17 protein-coding genes are annotated in these 23,121 nt (G+C 60.9%); 3 read left to right on the top strand and 14 right to left on the bottom strand.

Translation table 11 applies throughout. The features are described 5' to 3' along the window. Positions 1–211 precede the first annotated feature (211 nt). The 8 genes from KW841_RS02635 to betI all read right to left on the bottom strand — a co-directional run bounded on the left by KW841_RS02635 (position 212) and on the right by betI (position 11,598). Positions 212–1,390: an NAD(P)/FAD-dependent oxidoreductase gene (locus KW841_RS02635; RefSeq protein WP_116579589.1), complete on the bottom strand. Its 1,179-nt coding sequence runs from the start codon at positions 1,388–1,390 to the stop codon at positions 212–214. A 152-nt stretch (positions 1,391–1,542) separates the two neighbouring features. Further along, the gene (gene dbpA / locus KW841_RS02640) at positions 1,543–2,880 is read right to left on the bottom strand and encodes an ATP-dependent RNA helicase DbpA (RefSeq protein WP_238540823.1); all 1,338 of its coding nucleotides are present in this window, start codon (positions 2,878–2,880) and stop codon (positions 1,543–1,545) included. A 105-nt stretch (positions 2,881–2,985) separates the two neighbouring features. Further along, positions 2,986–4,413 (bottom strand): multidrug transporter subunit MdtD, encoded by a 1,428-nt coding sequence (mdtD, locus tag KW841_RS02645; RefSeq protein ID WP_015097157.1) that lies wholly within the window; start codon positions 4,411–4,413, stop codon positions 2,986–2,988. 133 nt (positions 4,414–4,546) lie between these two features. Beyond that, entirely contained in the window at positions 4,547–5,884 is a 1,338-nt protein-coding gene (locus KW841_RS02650; RefSeq protein ID WP_218473356.1) for a TldD/PmbA family protein, read from the bottom strand. Further along, positions 5,884–7,326 (bottom strand): TldD/PmbA family protein, encoded by a 1,443-nt coding sequence (locus KW841_RS02655; protein WP_218473358.1) that lies wholly within the window; start codon positions 7,324–7,326, stop codon positions 5,884–5,886. Before KW841_RS02655 ends, KW841_RS02650 begins: the two co-directional genes overlap by 1 nt. Positions 7,327–7,590: 264 nt before the next feature. Next, positions 7,591–9,291: a choline dehydrogenase gene (betA, locus tag KW841_RS02660; RefSeq protein ID WP_218473360.1), complete on the bottom strand. Its 1,701-nt coding sequence runs from the start codon at positions 9,289–9,291 to the stop codon at positions 7,591–7,593. A gap of 180 nt (positions 9,292–9,471) precedes the next feature. Beyond that, positions 9,472–10,944 (bottom strand): betaine-aldehyde dehydrogenase, encoded by a 1,473-nt coding sequence (gene betB, locus KW841_RS02665; RefSeq protein ID WP_218473362.1) that lies wholly within the window; start codon positions 10,942–10,944, stop codon positions 9,472–9,474. A 60-nt stretch (positions 10,945–11,004) separates the two neighbouring features. Next, complete coding sequence (gene betI, locus KW841_RS02670) at positions 11,005–11,598, bottom strand: transcriptional regulator BetI (RefSeq protein ID WP_007975486.1); 594 nt, start codon at positions 11,596–11,598, stop codon at positions 11,005–11,007. 381 nt (positions 11,599–11,979) lie between these two features. On the opposite strand from betI, the gene KW841_RS02675 reads away from it, so the two are divergent. After that, on the top strand, positions 11,980–13,920 hold the full coding sequence (locus tag KW841_RS02675) for a BCCT family transporter (RefSeq protein WP_240629017.1): 1,941 nt from the start codon (positions 11,980–11,982) through the stop codon (positions 13,918–13,920). Between the two features lie 255 nt (positions 13,921–14,175). Here the strand turns inward: KW841_RS02675 and choV are convergent, their stop codons facing one another. The 3 genes from choV to KW841_RS02690 form a co-directional block, all read right to left on the bottom strand. Next, positions 14,176–15,354, bottom strand: coding sequence for a choline ABC transporter ATP-binding protein (choV, locus tag KW841_RS02680; RefSeq protein WP_218473364.1), 1,179 nt, complete (start codon positions 15,352–15,354; stop codon positions 14,176–14,178). Further along, entirely contained in the window at positions 15,351–16,196 is an 846-nt protein-coding gene (gene choW, locus KW841_RS02685; RefSeq protein ID WP_007975489.1) for a choline ABC transporter permease subunit, read from the bottom strand. The genes choV and choW overlap by 4 nt, the downstream gene beginning before the upstream one ends. 77 nt (positions 16,197–16,273) lie before the next feature. Next, positions 16,274–17,224, bottom strand: a complete 951-nt coding sequence (locus tag KW841_RS02690; protein ID WP_102700685.1) for a choline ABC transporter substrate-binding protein — start codon at positions 17,222–17,224, stop codon at positions 16,274–16,276. A gap of 435 nt (positions 17,225–17,659) precedes the next feature. Here KW841_RS02690 and KW841_RS02695 point away from each other — a divergent pair, with 435 nt between their 5' ends. After that, positions 17,660–19,036 (top strand): L-serine ammonia-lyase, encoded by a 1,377-nt coding sequence (locus tag KW841_RS02695; RefSeq protein WP_007995657.1) that lies wholly within the window; start codon positions 17,660–17,662, stop codon positions 19,034–19,036. A 540-nt stretch (positions 19,037–19,576) separates the two neighbouring features. Further along, positions 19,577–20,680 carry a GlxA family transcriptional regulator gene (locus KW841_RS02700; RefSeq protein ID WP_007975492.1) on the top strand — a complete coding sequence of 368 codons (1,104 nt, stop codon included), beginning with the start codon at positions 19,577–19,579 and terminating at the stop codon, positions 20,678–20,680. A gap of 112 nt (positions 20,681–20,792) precedes the next feature. On the opposite strand, the gene KW841_RS02705 is transcribed toward KW841_RS02700, so the two are convergent. From KW841_RS02705 to KW841_RS02715, 3 genes are all read right to left on the bottom strand, one after another. Continuing rightward, positions 20,793–21,059 carry a hypothetical protein gene (locus KW841_RS02705; RefSeq protein ID WP_007995656.1) on the bottom strand — a complete coding sequence of 89 codons (267 nt, stop codon included), beginning with the start codon at positions 21,057–21,059 and terminating at the stop codon, positions 20,793–20,795. A gap of 394 nt (positions 21,060–21,453) precedes the next feature. After that, a complete protein-coding gene (locus KW841_RS02710) occupies positions 21,454–22,617 on the bottom strand; it encodes a gamma-butyrobetaine dioxygenase (protein ID WP_218473366.1) in 1,164 nt (387 codons plus the stop codon). Between the two features lie 13 nt (positions 22,618–22,630). After that, positions 22,631–23,107 (bottom strand): thioesterase family protein, encoded by a 477-nt coding sequence (locus KW841_RS02715; protein ID WP_007975495.1) that lies wholly within the window; start codon positions 23,105–23,107, stop codon positions 22,631–22,633. Positions 23,108–23,121 lie beyond the last annotated feature (14 nt).

Genomic DNA, 23,121 nt, shown 5'->3' on the forward strand with positions numbered 1-23,121 from the left:
CCGACGCAATGGCGCCGATCACATCAGACAGCAAAATCTGTTCCTTTGAGCATTGGTGATCTGGGTTGATCACAAGTTTTGTGGCTGGCCTAGAAACCTGTGGGAGCGAGCTTGCTCGCGATGAGGCCATAACATTCAACAGAGATGTTGACTGATAGGCCGCCATCGCGAGCAAGCTCGCTCCCACAGGGGGATTGTGTAGGTTTCTGAATCAGACGTACTGCGCCGCGGCGTAACCGGAGGCCCACGCCCATTGGAAGTTGAATCCGCCCAAATGCCCGGTGACATCCAGCACTTCGCCGATGAAGTACAGGCCCGGGCTTTTCAGCGACTCCATGGTCTTGGACGACACTTCATTGGTGTTGACGCCGCCCAGGGTCACCTCGGCGGTGCGATAACCTTCGGTGCCCGCCGGCACGACTTTCCAGCTCGCCAGTTTCTCGGCGATGTCAGCCAGTTCCGCGTGGGTGTACTGCTTCATCGGTTTGGAGACGAACCAGTTGTCCGCCAGCAGGTTGGCCATCTTCTTGGTGAAGATTTCACCGAGCAGGGTTTTCAGCTCGCTGTTGGGGCGTTCGGCCTGTTGCTGTTGCAGCCAGCTCGGCACGTCGTGATCCGGCATCAGGTTGATCTCGACGGTATCGCCGGACTCCCAGAACGACGAAATCTGCAAAATCGCCGGGCCGCTGAGGCCGCGGTGGGTAAACAGGATGTTCTCGCGGAAGCTCTGGTCGTTGCAGCTCACCAGGCAATCCACCGAGGTACCGGACAACTCGGTGCACAACACCTTGAGTTGATCGGTGATGGTGAATGGCACCAGGCCGGCGCGGGTCGGCAGCAGCTCGTGGCCGAACTGCCTGGCCACCTGGTAACCGAAGCCGGTGGCGCCCAGCGTCGGGATCGACAGGCCGCCGGTGGCGATCACCAGGGATTCGCAGGTGATCTGGTCGAGCGTCGTGTCCAGCAAATAGCCCTTCTCAAGCTTCTCGATGGTCTGGATAGAGGTATCCAGGTGCAGGTTGACGCCGACCTGATCGCACTCGTTCAGCAGCATTTCGAGGATGTCGCTGGATTTGTTATCGCAGAACAACTGGCCGAGTTTTTTCTCGTGGTACGGCACGCCGTGCTTGGCCACCATGCCGATGAAATCCCACTGGGTATAACGGGCCAGGGCGGATTTGCAGAAATGCGCGTTCTGCGAAAGAAAATTGCCTGGTTCCGTGTACATGTTGGTGAAATTGCAGCGACCGCCGCCCGACATCAGGATTTTCTTGCCGGCCTTGTTGGCATGGTCGAGCAGCAGCACCTTGCGCCCGCGCCCGGCGGCGGTCAGCGCACACATCAACCCTGCGGCGCCAGCGCCAATGATCACGACTTCGGTAGAGCGCAAAACGGTGTCCTCTTGATGACTCACCACAAAACAAACCTGTAGGAGCGAGCCTGCTCGCGATGGACGTCAACGATAACGCGGGGTGTCTGATACCCAGCGGTGTTCTGTCGTCCATCGCGAGCAGGCTCGCTCCTACAGGGGGCGATGCGTTTTTACAGGATACGCACGCGCAACGAGCGGCCCTTGATCTTGCCGTCGTTCAAACGCTGCAAGGCCTGTTTGGCGACGCCGCGCTCCACGGCCACATAGGCCTGGAAGTCGAAAATCGCGATCTTGCCGACCTGGGCGCCGGGGATGCCAGCGTCGCCGGTCAGTGCGCCAAGAATATCGCCCGGACGGACTTTGTCCTTGCGGCCGCCAGCGATGCACAGGGTGCTCATCTGCGGCAACAGCGGACCACCGCCCTTGGAGGTGAGGTTGTCCACCTGATCCCAGGTCAGCGGTGTTTTCTGCAATTGCTCGATGGCTTGTGCACGCTGTGCTTCGGACGGCGCCACCAGGCTGATCGCCAGGCCTTTCTCACCGGCGCGGCCGGTACGGCCGACGCGGTGGATGTGGATTTCCGAATCACGGGCCAGCTCGACGTTGATCACCATGTCCAGGGAATCGATGTCCAGGCCACGGGCAGCGACGTCGGTGGCGACCAGTACCGAAGTACTGCGGTTGGCGAACATCGCCAGCACCTGGTCGCGGTCGCGCTGTTCCAGGTCACCGTGCAGGCCAACGGCGGAGATGCCTTTGGCGGTCAGGTGATCGACGGTTTCCTGAACCTGCTGCTTGGTGAAGCAGAAGGCTACGCAGGACGCCGGGCGGAAGTGGCCAAGTACCTTGGTCACCGCACTCATGCGGTCATCCGGGGAGATCTCGTAGAAGCGCTGCTCGATCTGCGTGTCGTCGTGGAACGCTTCGGCCTTCACTTGCTGCGGGTTGCGCATGAATTTTGATGCAAGCTGCTTGATGCCCACCGGGTAGGTCGCGGAGAACAGCAGGGTCTGGCGACGCTCCGGGGCCTGCATGATGATTTCTTCGATCGAGTCGTAGAAACCCATGTCGAGCATGCGGTCGGCTTCGTCGAGGATCAGGGTGTTGAGGCCGTGAAGGACCAGCGAGCCCTTGCGCAGGTGCTGCTGGATGCGCCCCGGCGTGCCGACGATGATGTGCGCGCCGTGCTCCAGCGAAGCGATCTGCGGGCCGAGGGACACGCCGCCGCACAGGGTCAGGACCTTGATGTTGTCTTCGGCACGGGCCAGGCGACGGATTTCCTTGGCGACCTGGTCGGCCAGCTCGCGGGTCGGGCACAGGATCAGCGCCTGGCAACCGAAGTAACGCGGATTGATCGGGTTCAGCAGGCCGATGCCGAAGGCCGCGGTCTTGCCGCTGCCGGTCTTGGCCTGGGCGATCAGGTCCATCCCTTTGAGGATCACCGGCAAGCTTTGCGCCTGGATCGGCGTCATCTGGGCATAACCGAGGGATTCGAGGTTAGCCAGCATGGCGGCAGACAGCGGCAAAGTATTAAATTCGGTGGCGATGGTGGTCACGGGACTGGCCTGCAAAACAAAATGTCGCGCAGTGTACCAGTCCGGTGGCCATTCGCCCTAAGGCTCTATGTGTTCTTCCGGACGTTTAACTCGCCGTCCGTCATTTTTTGACAGTTGCGAGAAGATCGTAGCGGCCAGCATCGCCATGATTCCCACGGTCACGAAGGTCAATTGGAATGCCCCCAGGACCGTGTCCACGCCATCGTTACCAATCTCCGCCGTAAAGCCGCCGAGCAACGCACCGGCGCAGGCAACGCCCAGGCTCAGGGACAATTGCGCGACCACCGACAGCAGGCTGTTGCCGCTGCTGGCGCTGGCGTCGTCGAGGTCGATCAGGGTCACGGTGTTCATCGCGGTGAACTGCAGGGAGTTGATCGCGCCAAGAATCGCCAACAGGCACAGCAGTAGCCAATAAGGCGTCTGCTCGCTGACCAGGCCCATGCTCGCCAGCATGATGCCCAGTGCCAGGGTGTTGCCGGTCAGCACGATGCGGTAACCCAGACGCTCGATCAGCGGCCGGGCCACCCACTTGGCGATCATCGCCGCAGCGGCCAGCGGCAACATGCTCATCCCGGCCTGGGATGGCGAGTAGCCCAGCGCCACTTGCAGCAGCAACGGCACCAGAAAGGGCAGGGCGCCGCTTCCGAGACGGGCGAACAGGTTGCCGAGAATGCCCACGGCAAAGGTCCGGGTCTTGAACAGCGACGGCGCGAACAACGGGTTCTCGATATGCCCGGCGCGCAACCAGTACGCCGCCAGGCACGCCATGCCACCGAACAGCAGCAGCATCACCCGCAGGTGCGGCAGGTGCAGTTCGCCCAGGCCTTCCATGGCGATGGTGATCAGAATCATCGCCGCGCCGAACAGCACGAAGCCCAGGCTGTCGAAGCGTGTGCGCTCGGAGCCGCGCAGGTCCGGGATGAATTTCCACACGGCGTAGCAGCCCACCAGACCCACCGGCAGGTTGATCAGGAAGATCCAGTGCCAGGTCAGGTATTGCACCATCCAGCCGCCCATGGTCGGGCCGATCAGCGGGCCGAGCAGCCCGGGAATGGTGATGAAACCCATGATCCGCACCAGTTCCGAACGCGGGTAGGCACGCAGTACCACCAGCCGCCCGACCGGCAGCATCAACGCCCCGCCCAGGCCCTGGATCACCCGGGCGCCGATCAGCAGGCTCAGGCTGCTCGACAATGCGCAGAGCAATGAGCCGAGACTGAACAGCAGGATTGCGCTGAAGAAGATCTTCCTGGTGCCAAAACGGTCGGCGATCCAGCCCGAAGCCGGGATCAGCAAGGCGACCGTGAGCATGTAGGCGATGATCACCCCTTGCATGCGCAATGGGTCCTCGGCCAGGTCGCGGGCCATGGCCGGCAGGGCGGTGTTGAGGATCGTCCCGTCGAGGGACTGCATGAAGAAGGCAATGGCGACGACCCAGGGTATCCACCGAGCGGTGACAGCGTCGAGAGGCGGGCGGTTGGGCATGGGACCTCTTGTGGTGGTCAGGTAACCGGACCCTGTGGGAGCGGGCTTGCCCGCGAAGAGGCCGTAACATTCAACATCAATGTCGACTGATCCGCCGCTTTCGCGGGCAAGCCCGCTCCCACAGGTATTGCGTTTACAGGGTCAGAGTCAATCGGCTGACCAACGCCCCAGGCAATAGCGCCGAAGCCGTCGCCCGCTGGCTGTAGGTGCTCGCCGACAACAACAACTCCCGCTCCGCGGTCAACGCTTCCAGCCGCGAACCGAGCAGGCTGAAGGCGCTGTCATCAAAGCGCATGGTGTTGACCGGTGCTTGAATCTCGCCGTTCTCGACCCAGAAAGTGGCGAAGCGGGTCATGCCGGTCAGGCGTGCGGCCGGTTGATCCGAAAAGTTCAGGTACCACAGGTTGCTGATGTATAGCCCCGTACCCAACTGCTTGAGGATGTCCGCGTCAGGCAATGCCCCGGCTTTCATGTTCAGCGCGCTCGGGGATTCACCGCCGCTGGCGCCGTTGGCAGTCAAACCGTACTCCGCGGCGCTGCGCGAGCTGACCAGTTGTGCCCCGGCCTTGCCGTTGACGATCAGCCCCAGGTCACTGCGCGGATAACCTTCATCGGAAAACGCCGGGCTGAGTGAGCCGCTGACTTTTTCGTCCAGCGAGACCAGCGAGCTGAACGCGCTGTCGCCACCGTAGAGCCTTTGCAGCGGGCTGCTTTTGCTGGCAATCGACTGTGCCGAGAAACCACCCCAGCACAGCATGCCCATGATTTCTTCCAGCGCCGCCGGTGCCAGGTAAGCGCGGTATTGGCCGGGCGCCAAAGTGCGTAGCGGGCGTCCCAGAAACTCAAGCTGCTCGCGGGCTTGCTCGAAGCGTTTGGCAAAGCCTTCGCTGTTCCAGTCCTGCCCGGCATAGCTGGCCTTTACCGCCTGGCCGTTCTCGTGGAACAGGCTGAAGTCGAAATTGAAACTGTTGGCCTGATGCCAGCCGAAGGCGCCCGAAGAACTGGCAAAACCACGACTGATCGGTCCGGCAGCGTAGAAACCGACAAGATCCAGGCCTTCGGCGGCCTGGGTGATTTGCGCGACCACCTGTTCGGTGTCCGGCAGCGGTTGGGCCTGCACGTGGTTGCTCTGCCAGCCATTGTGGTTGAGCAGCAGATACGGGTCCGGAGGTAGCAGCGGCAAGGTGTCGCGCAGCTGTTGCAGGCCTTCGTTCAAACGTTGCAGATCAACCTGGGGATCGCCGGCCAACGTGATTTGCAGGTCGGCATGGCGGCCTTCGTTGATCAGTTTCAGGGCGATGCTCGCCTGCTGCACCTGACCGGCCTGACGCACCTTGGCGTGGTTGAAACGTATGAAGGCCGAAGATTCGGCGGCGTAGCTGAGGGTGAACTGTTCGGGCTCGTGAAGCGCTGCACGCAGGCTGTTGACCAGCGCCTTGAACGATGCGGACTGGCTGATTGACGGATGCATCAGGCGTCACCTCCGAATACATCAACGTTGCTGAACACGCAGGCCGGTGATGCGTGGCCGACGCGGATCACCTGGTTCGGCTCGCCCTTGCCGCAATTCGGTGTGCCGAGGACCTTGACAGTACTGGCATCGCCGACGGCGCTGAGGCTTTTCCAGAACTGCGCGGAGATGCCCCTGTAATTGGGATTCTTTACCACTCCCTTGAGTTCGCCGTTTTCGATCAATTGGCCCCATTCGCAGCCGAACTGGAATTTATTGCGGGCATCGTCGATCGACCAGGAACGGTTGGTCGACATCAGCACGCCGTGTTCGATACCGCCGATCAACTGCTCGATGGACTGATCGCCCGGCTCGATGTTGAGGTTGGCCATGCGATCGATCGGCGGGCGATTCCAGCCGCAGGCGCGGCTGTTGGCGACGCCGTCCATGCCGGCCCGGAATTGCGACAGCGCACCGCCCAGCGGGCGCAGCAACAGGCCTTCGCGGATCAGGAACTGCTTGCTGGCGGGCGTGCCGTCGTCGTCATGGCCATAGCTGGCGAGTTCTTCGGGGATGTCCGGGTCGAAGGTCACGTTGAGCAGGCCGGAGCCGTATTGCAGTCGGCCGAAATCTTCGGTTTTGACGAAACTGGTGCCGGCGTAATTGCGCTCGTCACCCAGAATGCGGTCCAGCTCCAGCGGGTGGCCGATGGATTCGTGGATTTGCAGCATCATCTGGTCGGGCATCAGCAGCAGGTCGCGCTTGCCTTGCGGTGTGTTTGGCGCCAGCAGCAGTTGCAGCGCTTGATCAGCCACCTGGGCACCGGCACCGATCAGGCCGCAGCGGCTGATGACGTCCGCCGCGCCTTGCTGGCCGAAGTTCTCGCGACCCAGGCTGCGGGTCTGGCTGTCGTTGCCGTCGTAGGCCGTGACGTCCAGGCCAGGGTACACAAAGCGTTGCGCCTGGCGCAGTTCGGCACCGGCGCTGTTGAGGTAAATCTGCTCGACGTGAGTGATGCCGAGGCTGACCTGCCAGTTCACCAGGCGCTCGTCCCTGGGCACGGCGGCCGACTCGGTGCCGAGCAGTTGGTAGCAGTCGCTCAGGGACGGGAAGGTCTGTTCGAGGTTCGGCGAAAAATAATCGGCACGGTCGCTGGAAACAGCCTGTTCACGCAGGTCCAGCAAGGCGTGGGGCTTGAGTCGACGGGCCTGGTGTTCGGCGCGCTCGAGGGCGGCCTGCAGGCCTTGTTGCGACAGATCGTTGGTCGCCGCATAGACCTCGACGCCATTGACCCGCACGGTCAGCATCGCCCCTTCGTCACGGCTCAGGCTCGGCGGTTCTGCGACGTTCTTGCGCACCGACAGGTACTGCCCGGACTCGCGCACATAACGCAGGGAAAAGAATTCAGCACCCGTGCGCAAGGCAGCGAAGCGCTGCTTGAGCTGGGGGTAGAAGTCGAACATTCGTGAACCTCCTGGTTATGGAGTGGCGATGACGCGGTGCTGCGAGGGGAAGGGGTGAAACGATTGCGTGGCGCTAGATTAGGCCTGCGAGGGGGGGAGGATCAAGTTTGGATCTGTGGGGGGATTGGAAGATGTGTGCGGACTGACATGGCCCCATCGCGAGCAAGCTCCCACAGGGGGCTCGGTTGGATCACAAATCTGCAATCCAACCCGAAACCTGTGGGAGCGAGCTTGCTCGCGATAGGTTCGACGCGGTGTAACGCCTTACGCCGTCTGGCTCACTTCCCGCACCGGCTTGCCCTTCACCGGCGCTTCACCGGCCACATAGTAAGTGGCTGTGCTGCGCGGCAATGGCTTGCGGCCACGGATCTTGTCGGCGATTTTCTCGGCCATCATGATCGTGGGTGCGTTGAGGTTGCCGGTGGTGATGATCGGCATGATCGAGGCATCGACCACCCGCAGGCCTTGCATGCCATGCACGCGACCTTCGCCATCGACCACGGCCATCTCGTCGGTGCCCATCTTGCACGAGCAGGACGGGTGGAAAGCGGTTTCGGCATGTTCGCGGATGAACTTGTCCAGTTGCTCGTCGGTTTGCACCTCGATACCCGGGCTGATCTCGCGACCACGGAAAGCGTCCAGCGCCGGCTGTTGCATGATTTCACGGGTCAGGCGGATGCCGTCGCGGAATTCCTGCCAGTCCTGCTCGGTGGCCATGTAGTTGAACAGGATGCTTGGGTGCTGGCGTGGGTCCTTGGACTTGGCCTGGATGCGCCCACGGCTTGGCGAACGCATGGAGCCCATGTGTGCCTGGAAGCCGTGCTCTTTCACGCCGTTGCTGCCGTTGTAGTTAATCGCTACCGGCAGGAAGTGGTACTGGATGTTCGGCCATTCGAATTCCGGACGGGTGCGGATGAAACCGCCGGCTTCGAACTGGTTGCTGGCGCCGATGCCGGTGCCGTTGAACAGCCACTCGGCGCCGATGGCCGGCTGGTTGTGCAAGAGCAGCGACGGGTACAGCGAGACTGGCTGGGTGCAAGCGTATTGCAGGTACAGCTCAAGGTGGTCCTGCAGGTTTTCACCGACGCCCGGCAGGTCGTGGACCACCGGAATGTCGAGCTTGTTCAGCAGCGCGGCCGGGCCGACGCCGGAGCGTTGCAGGATCTGCGGCGAAGCGATGGCGCCGGAGCACAGCAGCACTTCCTTGCGCGCCTTGACCTCGACGCGCTCTTCCGCCGCGCCCACCAGGTAACGCACGCCAACCGCGCGCTTGCCTTCGAACAGGATCTTGTCGGTCAGGGCGTGGGTGACGATGGTCAGGGTCGAACGCTTCTTGGCCACGTCCAGGTAACCACGGGCGGTGGAGGCACGACGACCTTTCGGTGTCACGGTGCGATCCATCGGGCCGAAGCCTTCCTGCTGGTAGCCGTTCAAGTCTTCGGTGCGCGGGTAACCGGCCTGCACGCCGGCTTCAACCATGGCGTGGAACAGCGGGTTGTTGCCGGCTTTCGGCGTGGTCACGCTGACCGGGCCGTCGCCACCGTGGTAGTCGTTCGGGCCGATGTCGCGGGTTTCCGCTTTACGGAAATACGGCAGGCAGTCCAGGTACGACCAGTCTTCCAGGCCTGGCAGTTTCGCCCAGCCGTCGTAGTCCATGGCGTTGCCGCGGATGTAGCACATGCCGTTGATCAGCGAAGAACCGCCCAGGCCCTTGCCGCGACCGCACTCCATGCGACGACCGTCCATGTGTGGCTCAGGATCGGTTTCGTAGGCCCAGTTGTAGCGACGGCCTTGCAGCGGGAACGCCAGGGCGGCCGGCATTTGCGTGCGGAAGTCGAAACGGTAGTCCGGGCCACCGGCTTCGAGCAGCAGGACGGTGACGCCGGCGTCTTCGGTCAGACGGGTCGCCAGGGTGTTACCGGCCGAGCCGGCACCGATGATGATGTAGTCGAATTCTTGGGACATTGAATGCACCCTCTTTGATGGTGGTCAGGTCGGGCCTCGGCGAGTGCTGCGCACTCGATTCGCTGGCAAGCCAGCTCCCACAGGGATTGGGAGCTGCCACAGATTTGATGGACGACTCAAAACCTGTGGGAGCGGGCTTGCCCGCGAAGAGGCCCTCGCAGGCAATACAGGACTCGGGTCTTAGAACACCGAGACGTAATCGCCCAGCTCGACCTGTACCGATTTGATGCGGGTGAAGTTGTTCAGCGAGCTGATGCCGTTCTCACGGCCGACACCCGACTGCTTGTAGCCGCCGACCGGCATCTTCGCGTCGGACTCGCCCCAGGCGTTGATCCAGCAGATACCGGCTTCCAGTTGATGGATCACGCGGTGAGCGCGGTTCAGGTCGCGGGTGACGATACCGGCGGCCAGGCCGAATTCGGTGTCGTTGGCGCGACGGATCACTTCTTCTTCGGTTTCGTAGGTGAGGATCGCCATCACCGGGCCAAAGATTTCTTCACGAACGATGGTCATGTCGTCGGTGCAGTCGGTGAACACGGTCGGGGCCACGAAGGCGCCTTTGGCGAATTCGCCGTCGGTCAGGCGCTCGCCGCCGCACAGTACGCGGGCACCTTCTTCCTTGCCCTTGGCGATGTAGCCCAGTACGTTTTCCATGTGGGCGAAGCTGACCAGTGGGCCGAAGTTGGTGTTTTCGTCTTCAGGGTTACCGACGCGGATGCGCGCAACGCGCTCAACGATCTTGGCTTCGAAAGCGGCTTTCAGGTGGGCCGGTACGAACACGCGTGTGCCGTTGGTGCACACCTGACCGGAGCTGTAGAAGTTGGCCATCATCGCGGTGTCGGCAGCGCGATCGAGGTCGGCGTCGTCGCAGATGATCAGCGGCGACTTGCCGCCCAGTTCCATGGTCACTTCCTTGAGCGAAGAGCTCGAAGCGCTGGCCATGACTTTCTTGCCGGTGTCGGTGCCGCCGGTGAACGAGACTTTCTCGATGCGCGGGTGCTCGGTCAGCCAGGTGCCAACTTCACGGCCGCTGCCGGTCAGGACGTTGAACACGCCGTTTGGCACGCCGGCTTCGGTGTAGATCTCGGCCAGTTTCAGGGTGGTCAGCGAGGTGACTTCGCTTGGCTTGAAGATCATCGCGTTACCGGCCGCCAGGGCTGGCGCGGATTTCCACAGGGCGATCTGGATCGGGTAGTTCCACGCGCCGATACCGGCCACGACGCCCAGCGGCTCGCGACGGGTGTAGACGAACGAAGTGGTGCGCAGCGGAATCTGCTCGCCTTCGATGGCCGGAACCAGGCCTGCGTAGTACTCCAGCACATCAGCGCCGGTGACGATGTCGACGTAGCGGGTTTCGGAGTACGCCTTGCCGGTGTCCAGGGTTTCCAGGGCGGCCAGTTCGTCGTTGCGCTCACGCAGGATTTCCACGGCGCGACGCAGGATGCGCGAACGCTCCATGGCGGTCATGGCGGCCCAGATTTTCTGGCCCTTTTCGGCGCTGACGACGGCGCGCTCGACGTCATCGAAGGTGGCACGTTGTACTTTTGCGAGGACTTCACCGTTAGCCGGGTTGATGGCTTCGAAAGTGGCGTCGCTGCTGGCGTCAGAGTAAGCGCCATCGATGTAGAGTTTTTGCAATTCGAAACGGGCCATAAAGTCCTCGCAAGTGCATCAGTGATTGGCGCGGTCCGGTGGTTGAGCGTTCTGTGTGCTCTAACTCACCTGCTTGGCCAGTTGGAAATCCATGTATTCGTAAGCGATCTGGTGCGCCTGCCCGGTGTCGAAAGCATCTCCCGACAGCGCGCCGCGCAACCACAAACCGTCAATGAGGGCTGCCAGGCCACGGGCTGCACTGCGCGCATCGTCGAGCGGCAGTACGCGACGGAACTGGCAGCACAGGTTGGAATACAGACGGTGATCATTGATCCGCTGCAACCTGTGCAAAGACGGGTGGTGCATGCTGGTGGCCCAGAAGGCCAGCCAGGTTTTCATTGCCGGGCCATTGACCTGGCTGGCGTCGAAGTTGCCTTCGATGATCACCTGCAGATGCGCCCGCGGGCTTGCATCTGTCAGCGCCTGACGGCGCGCGGTGACGTTCTCGCTGAGGACACTCATCAGATACTGCGCCGTGGCAGCGATCAGGCCGTTCTTGTCCTGAAAGTAATGACTGATGATGCCATTCGAGACACCGGCCAAACGGGCGATCAGCGCAATGCTGGCGTCCCCCATTCCGACCTGATCGACCGCCAGCAATGTGGCTTCGATCAACTGCTGGCGACGGATGGGTTGCATACCGACCTTGGGCATCTTGCACATCTCCTTAGGCCTTCCGGCAGACGTCAAACGACTACCGGCTTGAGGGCCAGTCTATTTTGTTTTGATTGAACGTTCAATCAACAAAGAATAAGATCTGCGACAAATCGTCGCTGCCTACAGATTTTTCCTACATGTAGCGGCGGAAAAAATGACTTCCGAATCTGCTCGAAACCTACGCGCCGTGGCGCTCAAGGGGTTTCGGGCTTTTTTCGGGGTGTCTTTATATCACCCGCTGGTCGGCTGCCCACTAACCGATTGGTCGGGTAACTCGTTTGCCTTGCGTTCTTCTCTCGCACTGCCCGGAGCATCTGTGCCATGAGTTCTGCCTCGCTAATAAAGACCCCACCGCAGAAGGTGTCGGTCAACGGTTGGGTGTTCTACACCTCTACCGCGTTGATTCTGTTGTTGACCGCCATTCTGATCATCGCCCCGCAAGAGGCCGGCAGAATGCTGGGTACGGCGCAAGCCTGGTTGTCCCGCAGCTTCGGCTGGTACTACATGGTGGTGATTGCCGCCTATCTGATTTTCGTCGTCGGCCTGGCGTTTTCGTCCTACGGCAAACTCAAGCTGGGCAGCAAGGATGACACCCCGGATTTCAGCTACGGCGCCTGGGCGGGGATGCTGTTTTCCTCGGGCATCGGCATCTCGTTGTTGTATTTCGGCGCGTCCGAACCGCTGGACCACTACTTCAACCCGCCGGAAGGCGTGGCCGGCAGTAACCTCGCGGCACGTCAGGCAGTACAACTGACGTTCCTGCATTGGGGCCTGCACGGCTGGGCGATTTACGCGCTGGTCGGTTTGGCGGTGGCGTACTTTGCCTACCGTCATAACCAGCCGCTGGCGTTGCGTTCGGCGCTGTATCCGCTGGTGGGTGAGCGCTGGGTCAAGGGCGCGGCCGGTCATGCGGTGGACGGCTTCGGCATGTTCGTGACCCTGCTGGGCCTGGTGACCAACCTGGGGATTGGTTCGCTGCAGGTGTCATCGGGCCTTGAAAACCTGTTCGGCATGGAGCACAGCAACACCAATCTGCTGATCGTGATCATCGTGATGAGCACCGTGGCGACCATCGCCGCTGTGTCAGGCGTGGAAAACGGCATCCGTCGTCTGTCCAACCTGAACATCGTGCTGTTCAGCGGCCTGCTGATTTTCGTCCTGCTGTTCGGCCCGACCCTGCACCTGCTCAACGGCTTCGTGCAGAACGTCGGCGACTACCTGAACGGCGTGGTGCTGAAGACCTTCGACCTCTATGTGTATGAAGGCGACGCCGAGAAGTCCGACCGCTGGTTGGGCCTGTGGACCCTGTTCTACTGGGCCTGGTGGATTTCCTGGGCACCATTCGTGGGCATGTTCATCGCACGTATTTCCCGTGGTCGCACGGTGCGTGAACTGGTGGCTGGCGTACTGCTGATTCCACTGGGCTTCACCCTGGCGTGGCTGTCGATCTTCGGTAACTCGGCCCTGGACCTGGTGATGAACCATGGGGCGGTGGAGCTTGGAAAAACGGCGCTGGAACAGCCATCCATGGCGATCTACCAGTTGCTTGAGCATTACCCGGCGTCGAAGGTGGTAATCGGCGTATCGATCTTCGTCGGTTTCGTGTTGTTCCTGACCCCGGCGGATTCCGGCGCGGTGATGATGGCCAACCTGTCGTGCAAGGGCGGTACCGTCGATGAAGACGCGCCACACTGGCTGCGGATCTTCTGGTCGGCGGTGATTACTCTGGTGACCATCGGCCTGCTGTTCGCTGGCAACTTCGAAGCCATGCAAACCATGGTGGTACTGGCTGGCCTGCCGTTCTCGGTGGTGCTGGTGTTCTTCATGTTCGGCTTGCACAAGGCCATGCGCCAGGACGTGCAGATCGAACAGGAGCAAGCGGAGCTGGCTGCACGTGGTCGTCGTGGTTTCAGCGAGCGTTTGACCCAGTTGGACCTGCAGCCAAGCCAGTCGGTGGTGCAGCGCTTCATGGACAAGCAAGTGAGCCCGGCGCTGGAAGATGCAACGGCGCAAATGCGTGCTCAAGGCCTGCAGGTTCAGACGCTGCTGGGCAAGTCCAAGCGTTGCATGGGCGTGCGCGTCGAGATGGAGGAGGGCAACCCCTTTGTCTACGAAGTCAGCCTGGATGGTTACCTGGCCACGCCGACTGAATCGGCACAGTCCGATGAGGCGCGTCAGCGTTTCTATCGCGCCGAGGTTTACCTGCATAACGGTAGCCAGGACTACGACTTGATGGGGTTCACTCAAGATCAGATCACCCGTGACGTGCTCGATCAGTTTGAAAGCCATCGGCAGCTGCTTGGCCGGGTTTACAGCTAAAGCTTGGGTCTGCGGTGTACGGAATGCACCGCAATCCCTGTGGGAGCGAGCTTGCTCGCGATAGCGGAGGGACAGTCAACACTCATGTTGAATGTTAAGCCCTCATCGCGAGCAAGCTCGCTCCCACAGGTTGTTCACCGTACATATGGGAGCGGGCTCACCCGCGAAGGGGTCATCAGCATCAACGCTGCATTACCCGATACCCCATAAACAAAAACGCCGCGATTCTCTCGCGGCGTTTTTGTGTCTGTTGCCTTACCCCAGGTTCTTGCCGAGCAGTGCGTGATACAGCTCGCTGTCGCCCAGAATCCCCACCACCTTGTTGTTGTCATGCAGCACCAGCTTGTTGCCGGTCTGATAACGAATCTGCAGCGCATCGCGCATTCCGATGTTCGAGTCCACCAGGGTGGGTCGACGACCCAGGCCTTCAACGGCCTGACCCGGCATCCAGTTCTGCAAGTCCAGCACAGACCCGTTCTGGCGAGCGCCCTTGATGGTGTTGCCTTCGGCCAGATCCAGCCACGAATCACCGCCTGGATCCAGGCACACCGAACCGTTGATGCGTTTGCAGTTGTCCAGGGTGCGCATCAGGCTGCGGCCGCACAGTACGTTCAGCGGGTTGGTGTGGGCCACGAAGGTCCGCACGTAGTCGTCCGCCGGGTTGAGGACGATTTCTTCCGGCTTGCTGTACTGGATGATCCGGCCGTCTTTCATGATCGCGATGCGGCTGCCCAGTTTCAGGGCTTCGTCGAGGTCGTGGCTTACGAACACGATGGTCTTGCTCAGCTTGCGTTGCAGTTCCAACAGTTCGTCCTGCAGACCCTGGCGGATCAGCGGGTCGAGTGCCGAGAACGGTTCGTCCATCAGCAGGATGTCGGCGTCCATCGCCAGGGCACGGGCCAGGCCCACACGTTGTTGCATACCACCGGACAGCTCGTTGGGTTTCTTGTTGCGCCACTGGGTCAGGCCCACCAGCTCAAGCTTGTCGTCCACCAGTTTGCGTCGTTCCTTCTCGGGCCGACCCTGCATTTCCAGGCCAAAGCTGATGTTCTCGCGAACGGTCAGCCAAGGCATCAGGGCGAACTTCTGGAACACCATCGCGATGCGTTTGGTGCGCATCATTTTCAGTTCGGCCGGGGTGCAGGAGGCGATGTCGATCTGCTTGCCTTCGTGCTCGACGAACAACTTGCCACGGCTGACGGTGTTCAGGCCGTTGATGCAGCGCAGCAGGCTGGACTTGCCGGAGCCGGACAGGCCCATCAGTACGCAGATTTCACCTTTTTCGATATCCAGGCTGGCTTTTTCAACACCGACGATCTGCCCGGTCTTTTTCAGGATCTCGTTGCGGGTCATGCCCTGATCCAGCAGCTTGAGCGCCTCGCGTGGATCTTTGGAGAAGATAACGTCAACGTTATCGAAGCGAATAATGCTCATGCGTCACCCCCTACCTTGGCGTCGGGTTGTTTGCAGATACGGTCGAGCATGATCGCCAGCAGTACGATCGCCAGGCCTGCTTCGAAGCCCAGGGCGATATCAGCAGTGTTCAGTGCGTTGACCACCGGTTTGCCCAAACCATCGGCGCCCACCAGTGCCGCGATCACCACCATCGAAAGCGACAGCATGATGCACTGGGTGATGCCTGCCGCGATGCTTGGCATGGCGTGGGGCAGTTCGATTCGCGAGAGCAGCTGACGCCGGGAGCAGCCAAAAGCCTTGCCGGCGTCCATCAGTTCTTCCGGAACATCGCGGATACCCAGGTAGGTCAGGCGGATGGGCGCGGCAATCGCGAACACCACCGTCGAAATCAGGCCCGGGACCACACCCAGACCGAAGAGGGTCAGGGTAGGAATGAGGTACACGAAGGTCGGTACGGTCTGCATCAGATCGAGTACCGGACGCATTACAGTATAGAACATCGGCTTATGCGCGGCGACGATGCCCAGGGGCACGCCAATGAGCACGCAGACCAGGGTGGCGAACAACACCTGGGCGAGGGTTTCCATGGTTTCCTGCCAGTACCCCAGATTGAGGATCAGCAGAAAGGAGGCAACGACAAACGCGGTCAGGCCCCATTTGCGTTGAATGAAGTGTGCCAGTAGCGCGATCAGGCCGATCAGTACCAGCGGGTTGAACCAGGTCAGCGCAAACGTCACGCCGTGGATCATCGTTTCCAGTGTCACGGCGATTGCGTCGAAGGTGCTGGCGCCGTGTTGCGTCAGCCATTCAACGAAGCCCGCGATGTACTGGCCTAAAGGGATTTTCTGATCAATCAGCATGGTAGTGAACGTCCGCATGCAAGGAAATAAACAGCCCGGACGGCGTGAGCCGTCCGGCATAAGCGATGCTCTCTAATTCAAGGCTGTGCGAGCTTGGCTTTCACGGCTTCCAGGCCAGGTTTACCGTCAGTGGTGGTCACGCCAGCGAGCCAGGTATCGAGCACCTGTGGATTCTTTTTCAGCCAGGCCTTGGCGGCCGCGTCAGGCTTCATCTTGTCGTCCAGGATGTTGCCCATCAGTTCGCTTTCCATGTCGACCGTGAACTCCAGGTTTTTCAGCAACTGACCGACGTTGCTGCATTCCTCGGCGTAGCCCTTGCGGGTGTTGGTCGCCACAGTGGCGGCGCCAAAGTCGGGGCCGAAGAAATCGTCGCCGCCGGTCAGGTATTGAATCTTGAAACGCTTGTTCATCGGGTGCGGCGCCCAGCCGAGGAAGACCACGGCGGTGTCGCGTTTCTGCGCGCGGTCGACCTGCGACAGCATGCCGGCTTCGCTGGACTCGACGACCTTGAAGCCCGCGTCCTTGAGGCCGAAGGCGTTCTTGTCGATCATCGACTGGATCAGGCGGTTGCCGTCGTTGCCAGGCTCGATGCCGTAGATCTTGCCATCGAGTTCTTTCTTGAATTTGGCGATGTCGGCGAAGTCATGCAGTCCTTTGTCGTACAGCGCTTGAGGGACGGCGAGGGTGTATTTGGCGCCCTTGAGGTTGGTGCGCACGGTTTCCACGGTGCCGGCATCGCGGTAGGCCTTGATGTCGTTTTCCATGGTCGGCATCCAGTTCCCCAGGAACACGTCCATGTTCTTGCCGTCGGCCAGCGACTTGTAGGTCACGGGCACGGAAATCATGGTGGTCTTGGTCTTGTAGCCGAGGGCGTTGAGCACGACGCTGGTGGTGGCGGTGGTGGCGGTGATGTCGGTCCAGCCGACATCGGAGAAGTTTACGGTATTGCATTGCGCCGGTTCTGCGGCTTGCGCCAGAACCGGCAGACTAAGCATGGCGGCCAACAACAACGACGGGGAACCTTTCATGGATGGACTCCTTGGTGTTTTTTTTGGCAGTGTTCCGACTGGACCACCGCACTTATAGGTTGCGGTTGGATGGCGTTCTGGAGACAGCTCTACCACGGCGCCTTGCAATCGAGTCGATATGATCATGTACCAGTGAAAATCTGACGCCTACAGGGTGCGTCGTATCCAGTACAGGGATGGTCGCATCCAGTGTCGGTGACGTCGTTTACAGATTTTTTCAGCCCTTTTTTCCCCTCTGAACCGCAAAAAAACGGCGAAAACACGGCGTAAAAGACACGCGGCGTTGGTGGGCATGAGTGCGTCGGTTAGAGACGTCGAACAACTGGATAAAAGCTTGATGATGCGGTCATCTCGGCGGATTGCAGCTTGAGCGTAGCAGCTCCGTCACCGTGCGCTTTTGCGTGCGCAGTGGGCCCATCCAGGAGTTCGGCAGTAATGGCTATCAGTGTTTTCGACTTGTTCAAAATCGGCATCGGCCCTTCCAGTTCACACACCGTGGGGCCCATGCGGGCAGCGGCGTTGTTTGTGCAGGGCTTGCGCGAGCGGGGGCTGCTGGAGCAGGTGCGGCGTGTCGAAGTCCAGCTGTTTGGCTCGTTGTCGGCCACGGGCATTGGCCACGGCAGCGACAACGCGGTGATCATGGGCCTGATGGGCGAGTGGCCGGATGCGATCGATCCGTCGCAAATCGGCATCCGTATCCAGGCCCTGCGCGAAACCCATACGCTGTTGCTCGACGGTCGCCTGTCGGTGCCGTTCGTCTGGGCTCGGGACATGCGCCTGATCGACGAAAACCTGCCGTTCCACCCCAACGCCATGACCCTGATTGTCGAAGGCGATGACGGTGAATTGCATCGCGACACCTACTATTCGGTCGGCGGCGGTTTTGTCGTCGATGAGGCGCAAGCCTCCAGCGGTGTCGTGGACCTGGATCGCACCGTACTTCCTTATGACTTTTCCAGCGCCGCCGAGCTGTTGCAGCTGTGCAAGAAGCACAACCTGCGCGTGGCGGAATTAATGATGGCCAACGAGAAAGTCTGGCGCAGCGAAGAGGAAATCCGCAGCGGCCTGATGAAGCTCTGGCGCGCCATGCAGGATTGCGTCGAACAGGGCTTGAAACACGAAGGCATCCTGCCCGGCGGGCTGAACGTGCGCCGCCGCGCTGCCAAGCTGCATCGCAGCCTGCAGGAACTGAACAAACCCAACGTGATCGGCTCGACCTTGAGCGCCATGGAATGGGTCAACCTGTTCGCCCTGGCGGTCAACGAAGAAAACGCCGCCGGCGGGCGCATGGTCACGGCACCGACCAACGGCGCGGCGGGGATCATTCCGGCCGTGCTGCACTACTTCATGAAGTTCAGCGAGGCCGTGACCGACGCCAATGTCGTCGACTACTTCCTCGGTGCGGCGGCGGTGGGCATCCTGTGCAAGAAGAACGCCTCGATCTCCGGTGCCGAAGTCGGTTGCCAGGGTGAAGTCGGTTCGGCCTGCGCCATGGCGGCCGCTGGGCTGGCGGAAATCCTTGGCGCCACGCCAGAGCAACTGTGCAACGCGGCGGAAATCGGTCTGGAACACAACCTCGGCCTGACCTGCGACCCAGTGGGTGGGCTGGTCCAGGTGCCGTGCATCGAGCGCAACGCGATTGCTGCGGTGAAGGCGATCAATGCCGCGCAGATGGCGTTGCGGGGCGATGGCCAGCACTTTATTTCGCTGGATCGGGTGATCCGCACCATGCGCGATACCGGTGCCGACATGCATGACAAATACAAGGAGACATCGCGGGGTGGGTTGGCGGTCAGTGCTGTGGAGTGCTGACACCGCGCTGAATTCATCGCTGGCAAGCCAGCTCCCACAGGTTCTTCGGTGTAGCTGATATCTTGATCACACCACAACTCCCTGTGGGAGCTGGCTTGCCAGCGATGGGGCCAGACCAGTCAAAATTGCGCGTTAAGTGAACACCCGCTCGAAAACGCGCCACCTTTTAGCGCGTCGCTCACAGATAAATCGCCTCGTCAGTGATCGGGCGTCAACCCGCCTTTGACCACTCGTCACCCGTGCTTGCGGTGACACTCCTCTCCAGTGCGGCGCAACGCCGTTCCCACAAGTGCTACCGAATTGCTCACCGCTCGTGAGCCGGGGCGCTTGCCAGTCCTGATGGCCATTTAAATCCCCACGTCTTGCAAGACATATATAGACACATTCCGACGTCGTTTTTAGGAGTTATTGAACGCGCATTCAAATTTAGGCACGGCAATTGCTCTGTCATTACAAAGCCCGTCTCTCACGCGAGAACGCCGGCAATAACAAGAGCCTCCGCCTGAGGCCATCACCCGCTTTGTGTGAGGAGATACCGCGATGACGACGTTCAACTCCGGGGCCCAACCCCAGAACCGTGCGCCTCAATCCATCGGCTTTCTGCTGCTGGACAATTTCACGCTGATTTCTCTGGCCTCCGCAGTGGAACCCCTGCGCATGGCCAACCAGTTGTCCGGTCGCGAGTTGTATCGGTGGACCACTCTCACCGTCGACGGCGGCCAGGTCTGGGCCAGTGACGGCCTGCAGATCACCCCCGACGCCTCCATGCACAAAGCCCCGCCCATGGACACCGTCATCGTGTGCGGCGGTATCGGTATCCAGCGGACTGTGACCCGTGAACACGTGTCATGGCTGCAAAGCCAGGCCCGCCAGTCCCGCCGCCTTGGCGCGGTGTGCACCGGCAGTTGGGCCCTGGCCTGTGCCGGCCTGCTCGACGGTTTTGATTGCAGCGTGCACTGGGAATGCCTGGCAGCCATGCAGGAAGCTTTCCCGCGGGTGGCCATGAGCACCCGCCTGTTCACCCTCGACCGTAACCGTTTCACCAGCTCCGGCGGCACCGCGCCGCTGGACATGATGCTGCATCTGATCAGCCGCGATCACGGCCGTGAACTGTCGGCGGCCATTTCGGAAATGTTCGTCTACGAGCGCATCCGCAACGAGCAGGATCACCAGCGTGTGCCGCTCAAGCACATGCTCGGCACGAATCAACCAAAACTGCAGGAAATCGTTGCGCTGATGGAGGCCAACCTCGAAGAGCCGATCGATCTCGACGAACTGGCCGTCTATGTCGCGGTATCCCGTCGCCAGCTCGAGCGCCTGTTCCAGAAATACCTGCACTGCTCGCCGTCGCGTTACTACCTCAAGCTGCGCCTGATCCGCGCCCGGCAACTGCTCAAGCAAACGCCGATGTCGATCATCGAAGTGGCGTCGGTGTGCGGTTTTGTTTCCACGCCGCACTTCTCCAAGTGCTACCGCGAATACTTCGGCATTCCGCCGCGTGACGAGCGTGTAGGCTCCAACACTACCCAGCAAGTGGCGATGATGCCGTTGCCGCAAGCCTTGGTGCTGTCGCCGTTGTCCGGGCCATTGTCGGCGCTGAGCCAGGCGCGTAATGAGTCGACGTTTGCCAGCGTAAGGCTTTAAACCGAGGCGCCTTCAATCGCGGGCAAGCCCGCTCCCACAGGGATTTGTGTCGAGCACAAAATTAATGCTCTGACTCAAAGCCTGTGGGAGCGGGCTTGCCCGCGAAGGTTTTTTATCGGCCTGTGTGGCTCTGCTGATACTCCGCCAATGCTGGCAACAACTGCTTATCGATCGCCTGACGCACCGCTGGCAGGATCGTCGCGCTGCTGGTGTACATCTGCTTGACCATGGTCCGCAGGGTCATAGCCCGTACATCGTTCAAACCCCGTACAGCACACTCGCAGGCCTGCTCGGCGGTGGCGCCGGTGGGCACCTCGAATCCCAACGACTTGAGCTGGCCCAACAGGTCTTCCTGGTCTATCAAATCGGCGTGCATCATGACGCAATCCTTCTTCAGGGAACGGTGTCGTGGCTCGATTCTGGTAGGGCCACGCAGTAGCGGCAAGGGCGAATTGTCGCAATGGCCGCAATGGCTATGAACAGGTCGTTTTCGACTAACTTGCCGTGCACAGGAGTGGGCACACTGGGCTCAGCTCGCTTCACGAAGGTTTGGTCACCCTCGCACGGCGGCTCCTCAACAGTACCCTCTGCCTCGATCCTGTCACGGCTTGATCGGGGCTTTTTTTGTCTGTGAATCAGGGACATATGAGGTGCCGGTACTGACGCCATCGCGGGCAAGCCACGCTCCCACAGGTTTGGGCGTCGCTCACCAAACCTGTGGTGACCTCGATCCTGTGGGAGCGTGGCTTGCCCGCGATGAACGATGACGCGGTCTAGCGTTGCAACACCAGAATCCGCGACAACAACTCATCCCGGTCGACATAGCAACCCTGGAAATGCCGCGCCCCGGTGGCGGGGTCGAAGGCGTTGCGGGCGTGCAAGGTGCGGCGGTTGTCGAAGCACCACAGCTCACCGGGATTGAGCCGCTGCATCAGGCGGAACCGGGGTTCGCGCGTCATCGCGATAAAGCGCCCGTAGGCGTGATAGAGCTTGGGCATCTGTTCCACCGAGGTGTCGAACGGCCCGCGCAGAAAGTTCGCCATGCGGATTTCCGATACCTGCCCCAACGTATCCAGGGCGATGATCGGCGCGAGGCAGCGGTAGTCGCTGTGGCGGTCCTTGTTGCGAAACTCCACGGGGATTTCGCAAAGGCTTTTGAATGACTCCGGGTCTTCGCGACGCAGCGCATCGGCGATGGCAAAACCGTCGACAAAAATGCTTTCGCCGCCCTCGGCGTCATTGACCAGGCAATGTAAAAATTGCAGCCCCGGTTGCAACTCCCGGGTCGGCAAATCGCTGTGCAGCGGCAGGTTGAAGGCGGTGTAGGCGTTGCTGTCGGCATCGGCCTTTGATTGCACGTTGAACAGCACGCCGAAATTGCTTTCGCGGATGAAGGAAATCCGTTGCGCGATCAGCTTCAGGGAACCGGGCTCGGTGGGCACGCCACGAACCTGGGTCAGGCCGACATCACGAACCGCCAGCAACCATTGCAGCAACGCCTGCGGGTCGTTCATCAGGGCTTGATATTCGAACACCGGCAACTGCAAATCGCTGTGCCAGAGCCTGGCTTTGGGCTTGCGTGCCAGGCGTTCGGCGCGGGATTCATCGTCATAGGCGTGGGCGCGCAGCCAGCCGGGATCGAAGCGGCTGGCGTGGCCATCCTGCCAATCCACCGACAGGCAACCATCGGTGTCGATGTGTACGGCATCAGGCATCAGGTCTTGAGCCACATCGACGATTTCCAGCACTTGCTCGCGGGTCACGGTGTAGACGCACTGCGGGCACGGGCAGTTATCCCGCAGCCATTGATGGTGGAAAGGGCTGACGCGATCGTCGGCCCACTTCACCAGAATCCGGTCCGCCAGTGTCTGCACGCCAGTCAGTGCGCTGATCAACGGATAGGTACGAAAGTCGGCAAATGCAGCGGCGGTGTTCATGGCGATCTCCTTGTTATTTTTTTGGGGGTAATGCGATCACTCGGCCAATGTACCCGGGCGTTGGCAGGTCCGCCTGTTCGGCGACGATGGCTTGCAGCCGATTCAAGGATTGTTCGCTGAACGGGGCCGAGCGCGGTCCGGCGAGATCCACGTGCAGCAGCATCTGTTCGTTGCCTGCAAGCTCCTGGGCATCACCGACCCGATGCAGGCTGTGATAGAGGTGCAGGCGTTTGCTATCGTGGGCAATGATCTGGGTGTGCACTTCGACTTGGGCGTCGAGCTTCACTTCGTGCAGGTAGTTGAGGTGCAGTTCGAGAGTGAACAACGAGTTGCCGCTGGCTTCCCGGCTGTCGCTGTCCAGGCCCAGGCGATCCATCAGGGCATCGGTGGCGTAGCTGAAAATCAGCAGGTAGAAGGCGTCGCGCAGGTGGCCGTTGTAGTCGACCCAGTCGGGGATAATGGTGGTTTGGTAGGTGGTGAGGGTGGGCATGGTTTCTGATCCAA

Source organism: Pseudomonas sp. PDM28, from assembly GCF_019219115.1.
Taxonomy (GTDB): Bacteria; Pseudomonadota; Gammaproteobacteria; order Pseudomonadales; family Pseudomonadaceae; genus Aquipseudomonas; species Aquipseudomonas laurylsulfatiphila.

Bases quoted from the DNA above. Each gene is read 5' to 3' on its own strand.
- dbpA (WP_238540823.1), bottom strand. From the start codon at position 2,880: ATGCTGGCTAACCTCGAATCCCTCGGTTATGCCCAGATGACGCCGATC.
- mdtD (WP_015097157.1), bottom strand. From the start codon at position 4,413: ATGCCCAACCGCCCGCCTCTCGACGCTGTCACCGCTCGGTGGATACCC.
- KW841_RS02650 (WP_218473356.1), bottom strand. From the start codon at position 5,884: ATGCATCCGTCAATCAGCCAGTCCGCATCGTTCAAGGCGCTGGTCAAC.
- KW841_RS02655 (WP_218473358.1), bottom strand. From the start codon at position 7,326: ATGTTCGACTTCTACCCCCAGCTCAAGCAGCGCTTCGCTGCCTTGCGC.
- betA (WP_218473360.1), bottom strand. From the start codon at position 9,291: ATGTCCCAAGAATTCGACTACATCATCATCGGTGCCGGCTCGGCCGGT.
- betB (WP_218473362.1), bottom strand. From the start codon at position 10,944: ATGGCCCGTTTCGAATTGCAAAAACTCTACATCGATGGCGCTTACTCT.
- betI (WP_007975486.1), bottom strand. From the start codon at position 11,598: ATGCCCAAGGTCGGTATGCAACCCATCCGTCGCCAGCAGTTGATCGAA.
- choV (WP_218473364.1), bottom strand. From the start codon at position 15,354: ATGAGCATTATTCGCTTCGATAACGTTGACGTTATCTTCTCCAAAGAT.
- choW (WP_007975489.1), bottom strand. From the start codon at position 16,196: ATGCTGATTGATCAGAAAATCCCTTTAGGCCAGTACATCGCGGGCTTC.
- KW841_RS02690 (WP_102700685.1), bottom strand. From the start codon at position 17,224: ATGAAAGGTTCCCCGTCGTTGTTGTTGGCCGCCATGCTTAGTCTGCCG.
- KW841_RS02695 (WP_007995657.1), top strand. From the start codon at position 17,660: ATGGCTATCAGTGTTTTCGACTTGTTCAAAATCGGCATCGGCCCTTCC.
- KW841_RS02700 (WP_007975492.1), top strand. From the start codon at position 19,577: ATGACGACGTTCAACTCCGGGGCCCAACCCCAGAACCGTGCGCCTCAA.
- KW841_RS02705 (WP_007995656.1), bottom strand. From the start codon at position 21,059: ATGATGCACGCCGATTTGATAGACCAGGAAGACCTGTTGGGCCAGCTC.
- KW841_RS02710 (WP_218473366.1), bottom strand. From the start codon at position 22,617: ATGAACACCGCCGCTGCATTTGCCGACTTTCGTACCTATCCGTTGATC.
- KW841_RS02715 (WP_007975495.1), bottom strand. From the start codon at position 23,107: ATGCCCACCCTCACCACCTACCAAACCACCATTATCCCCGACTGGGTC.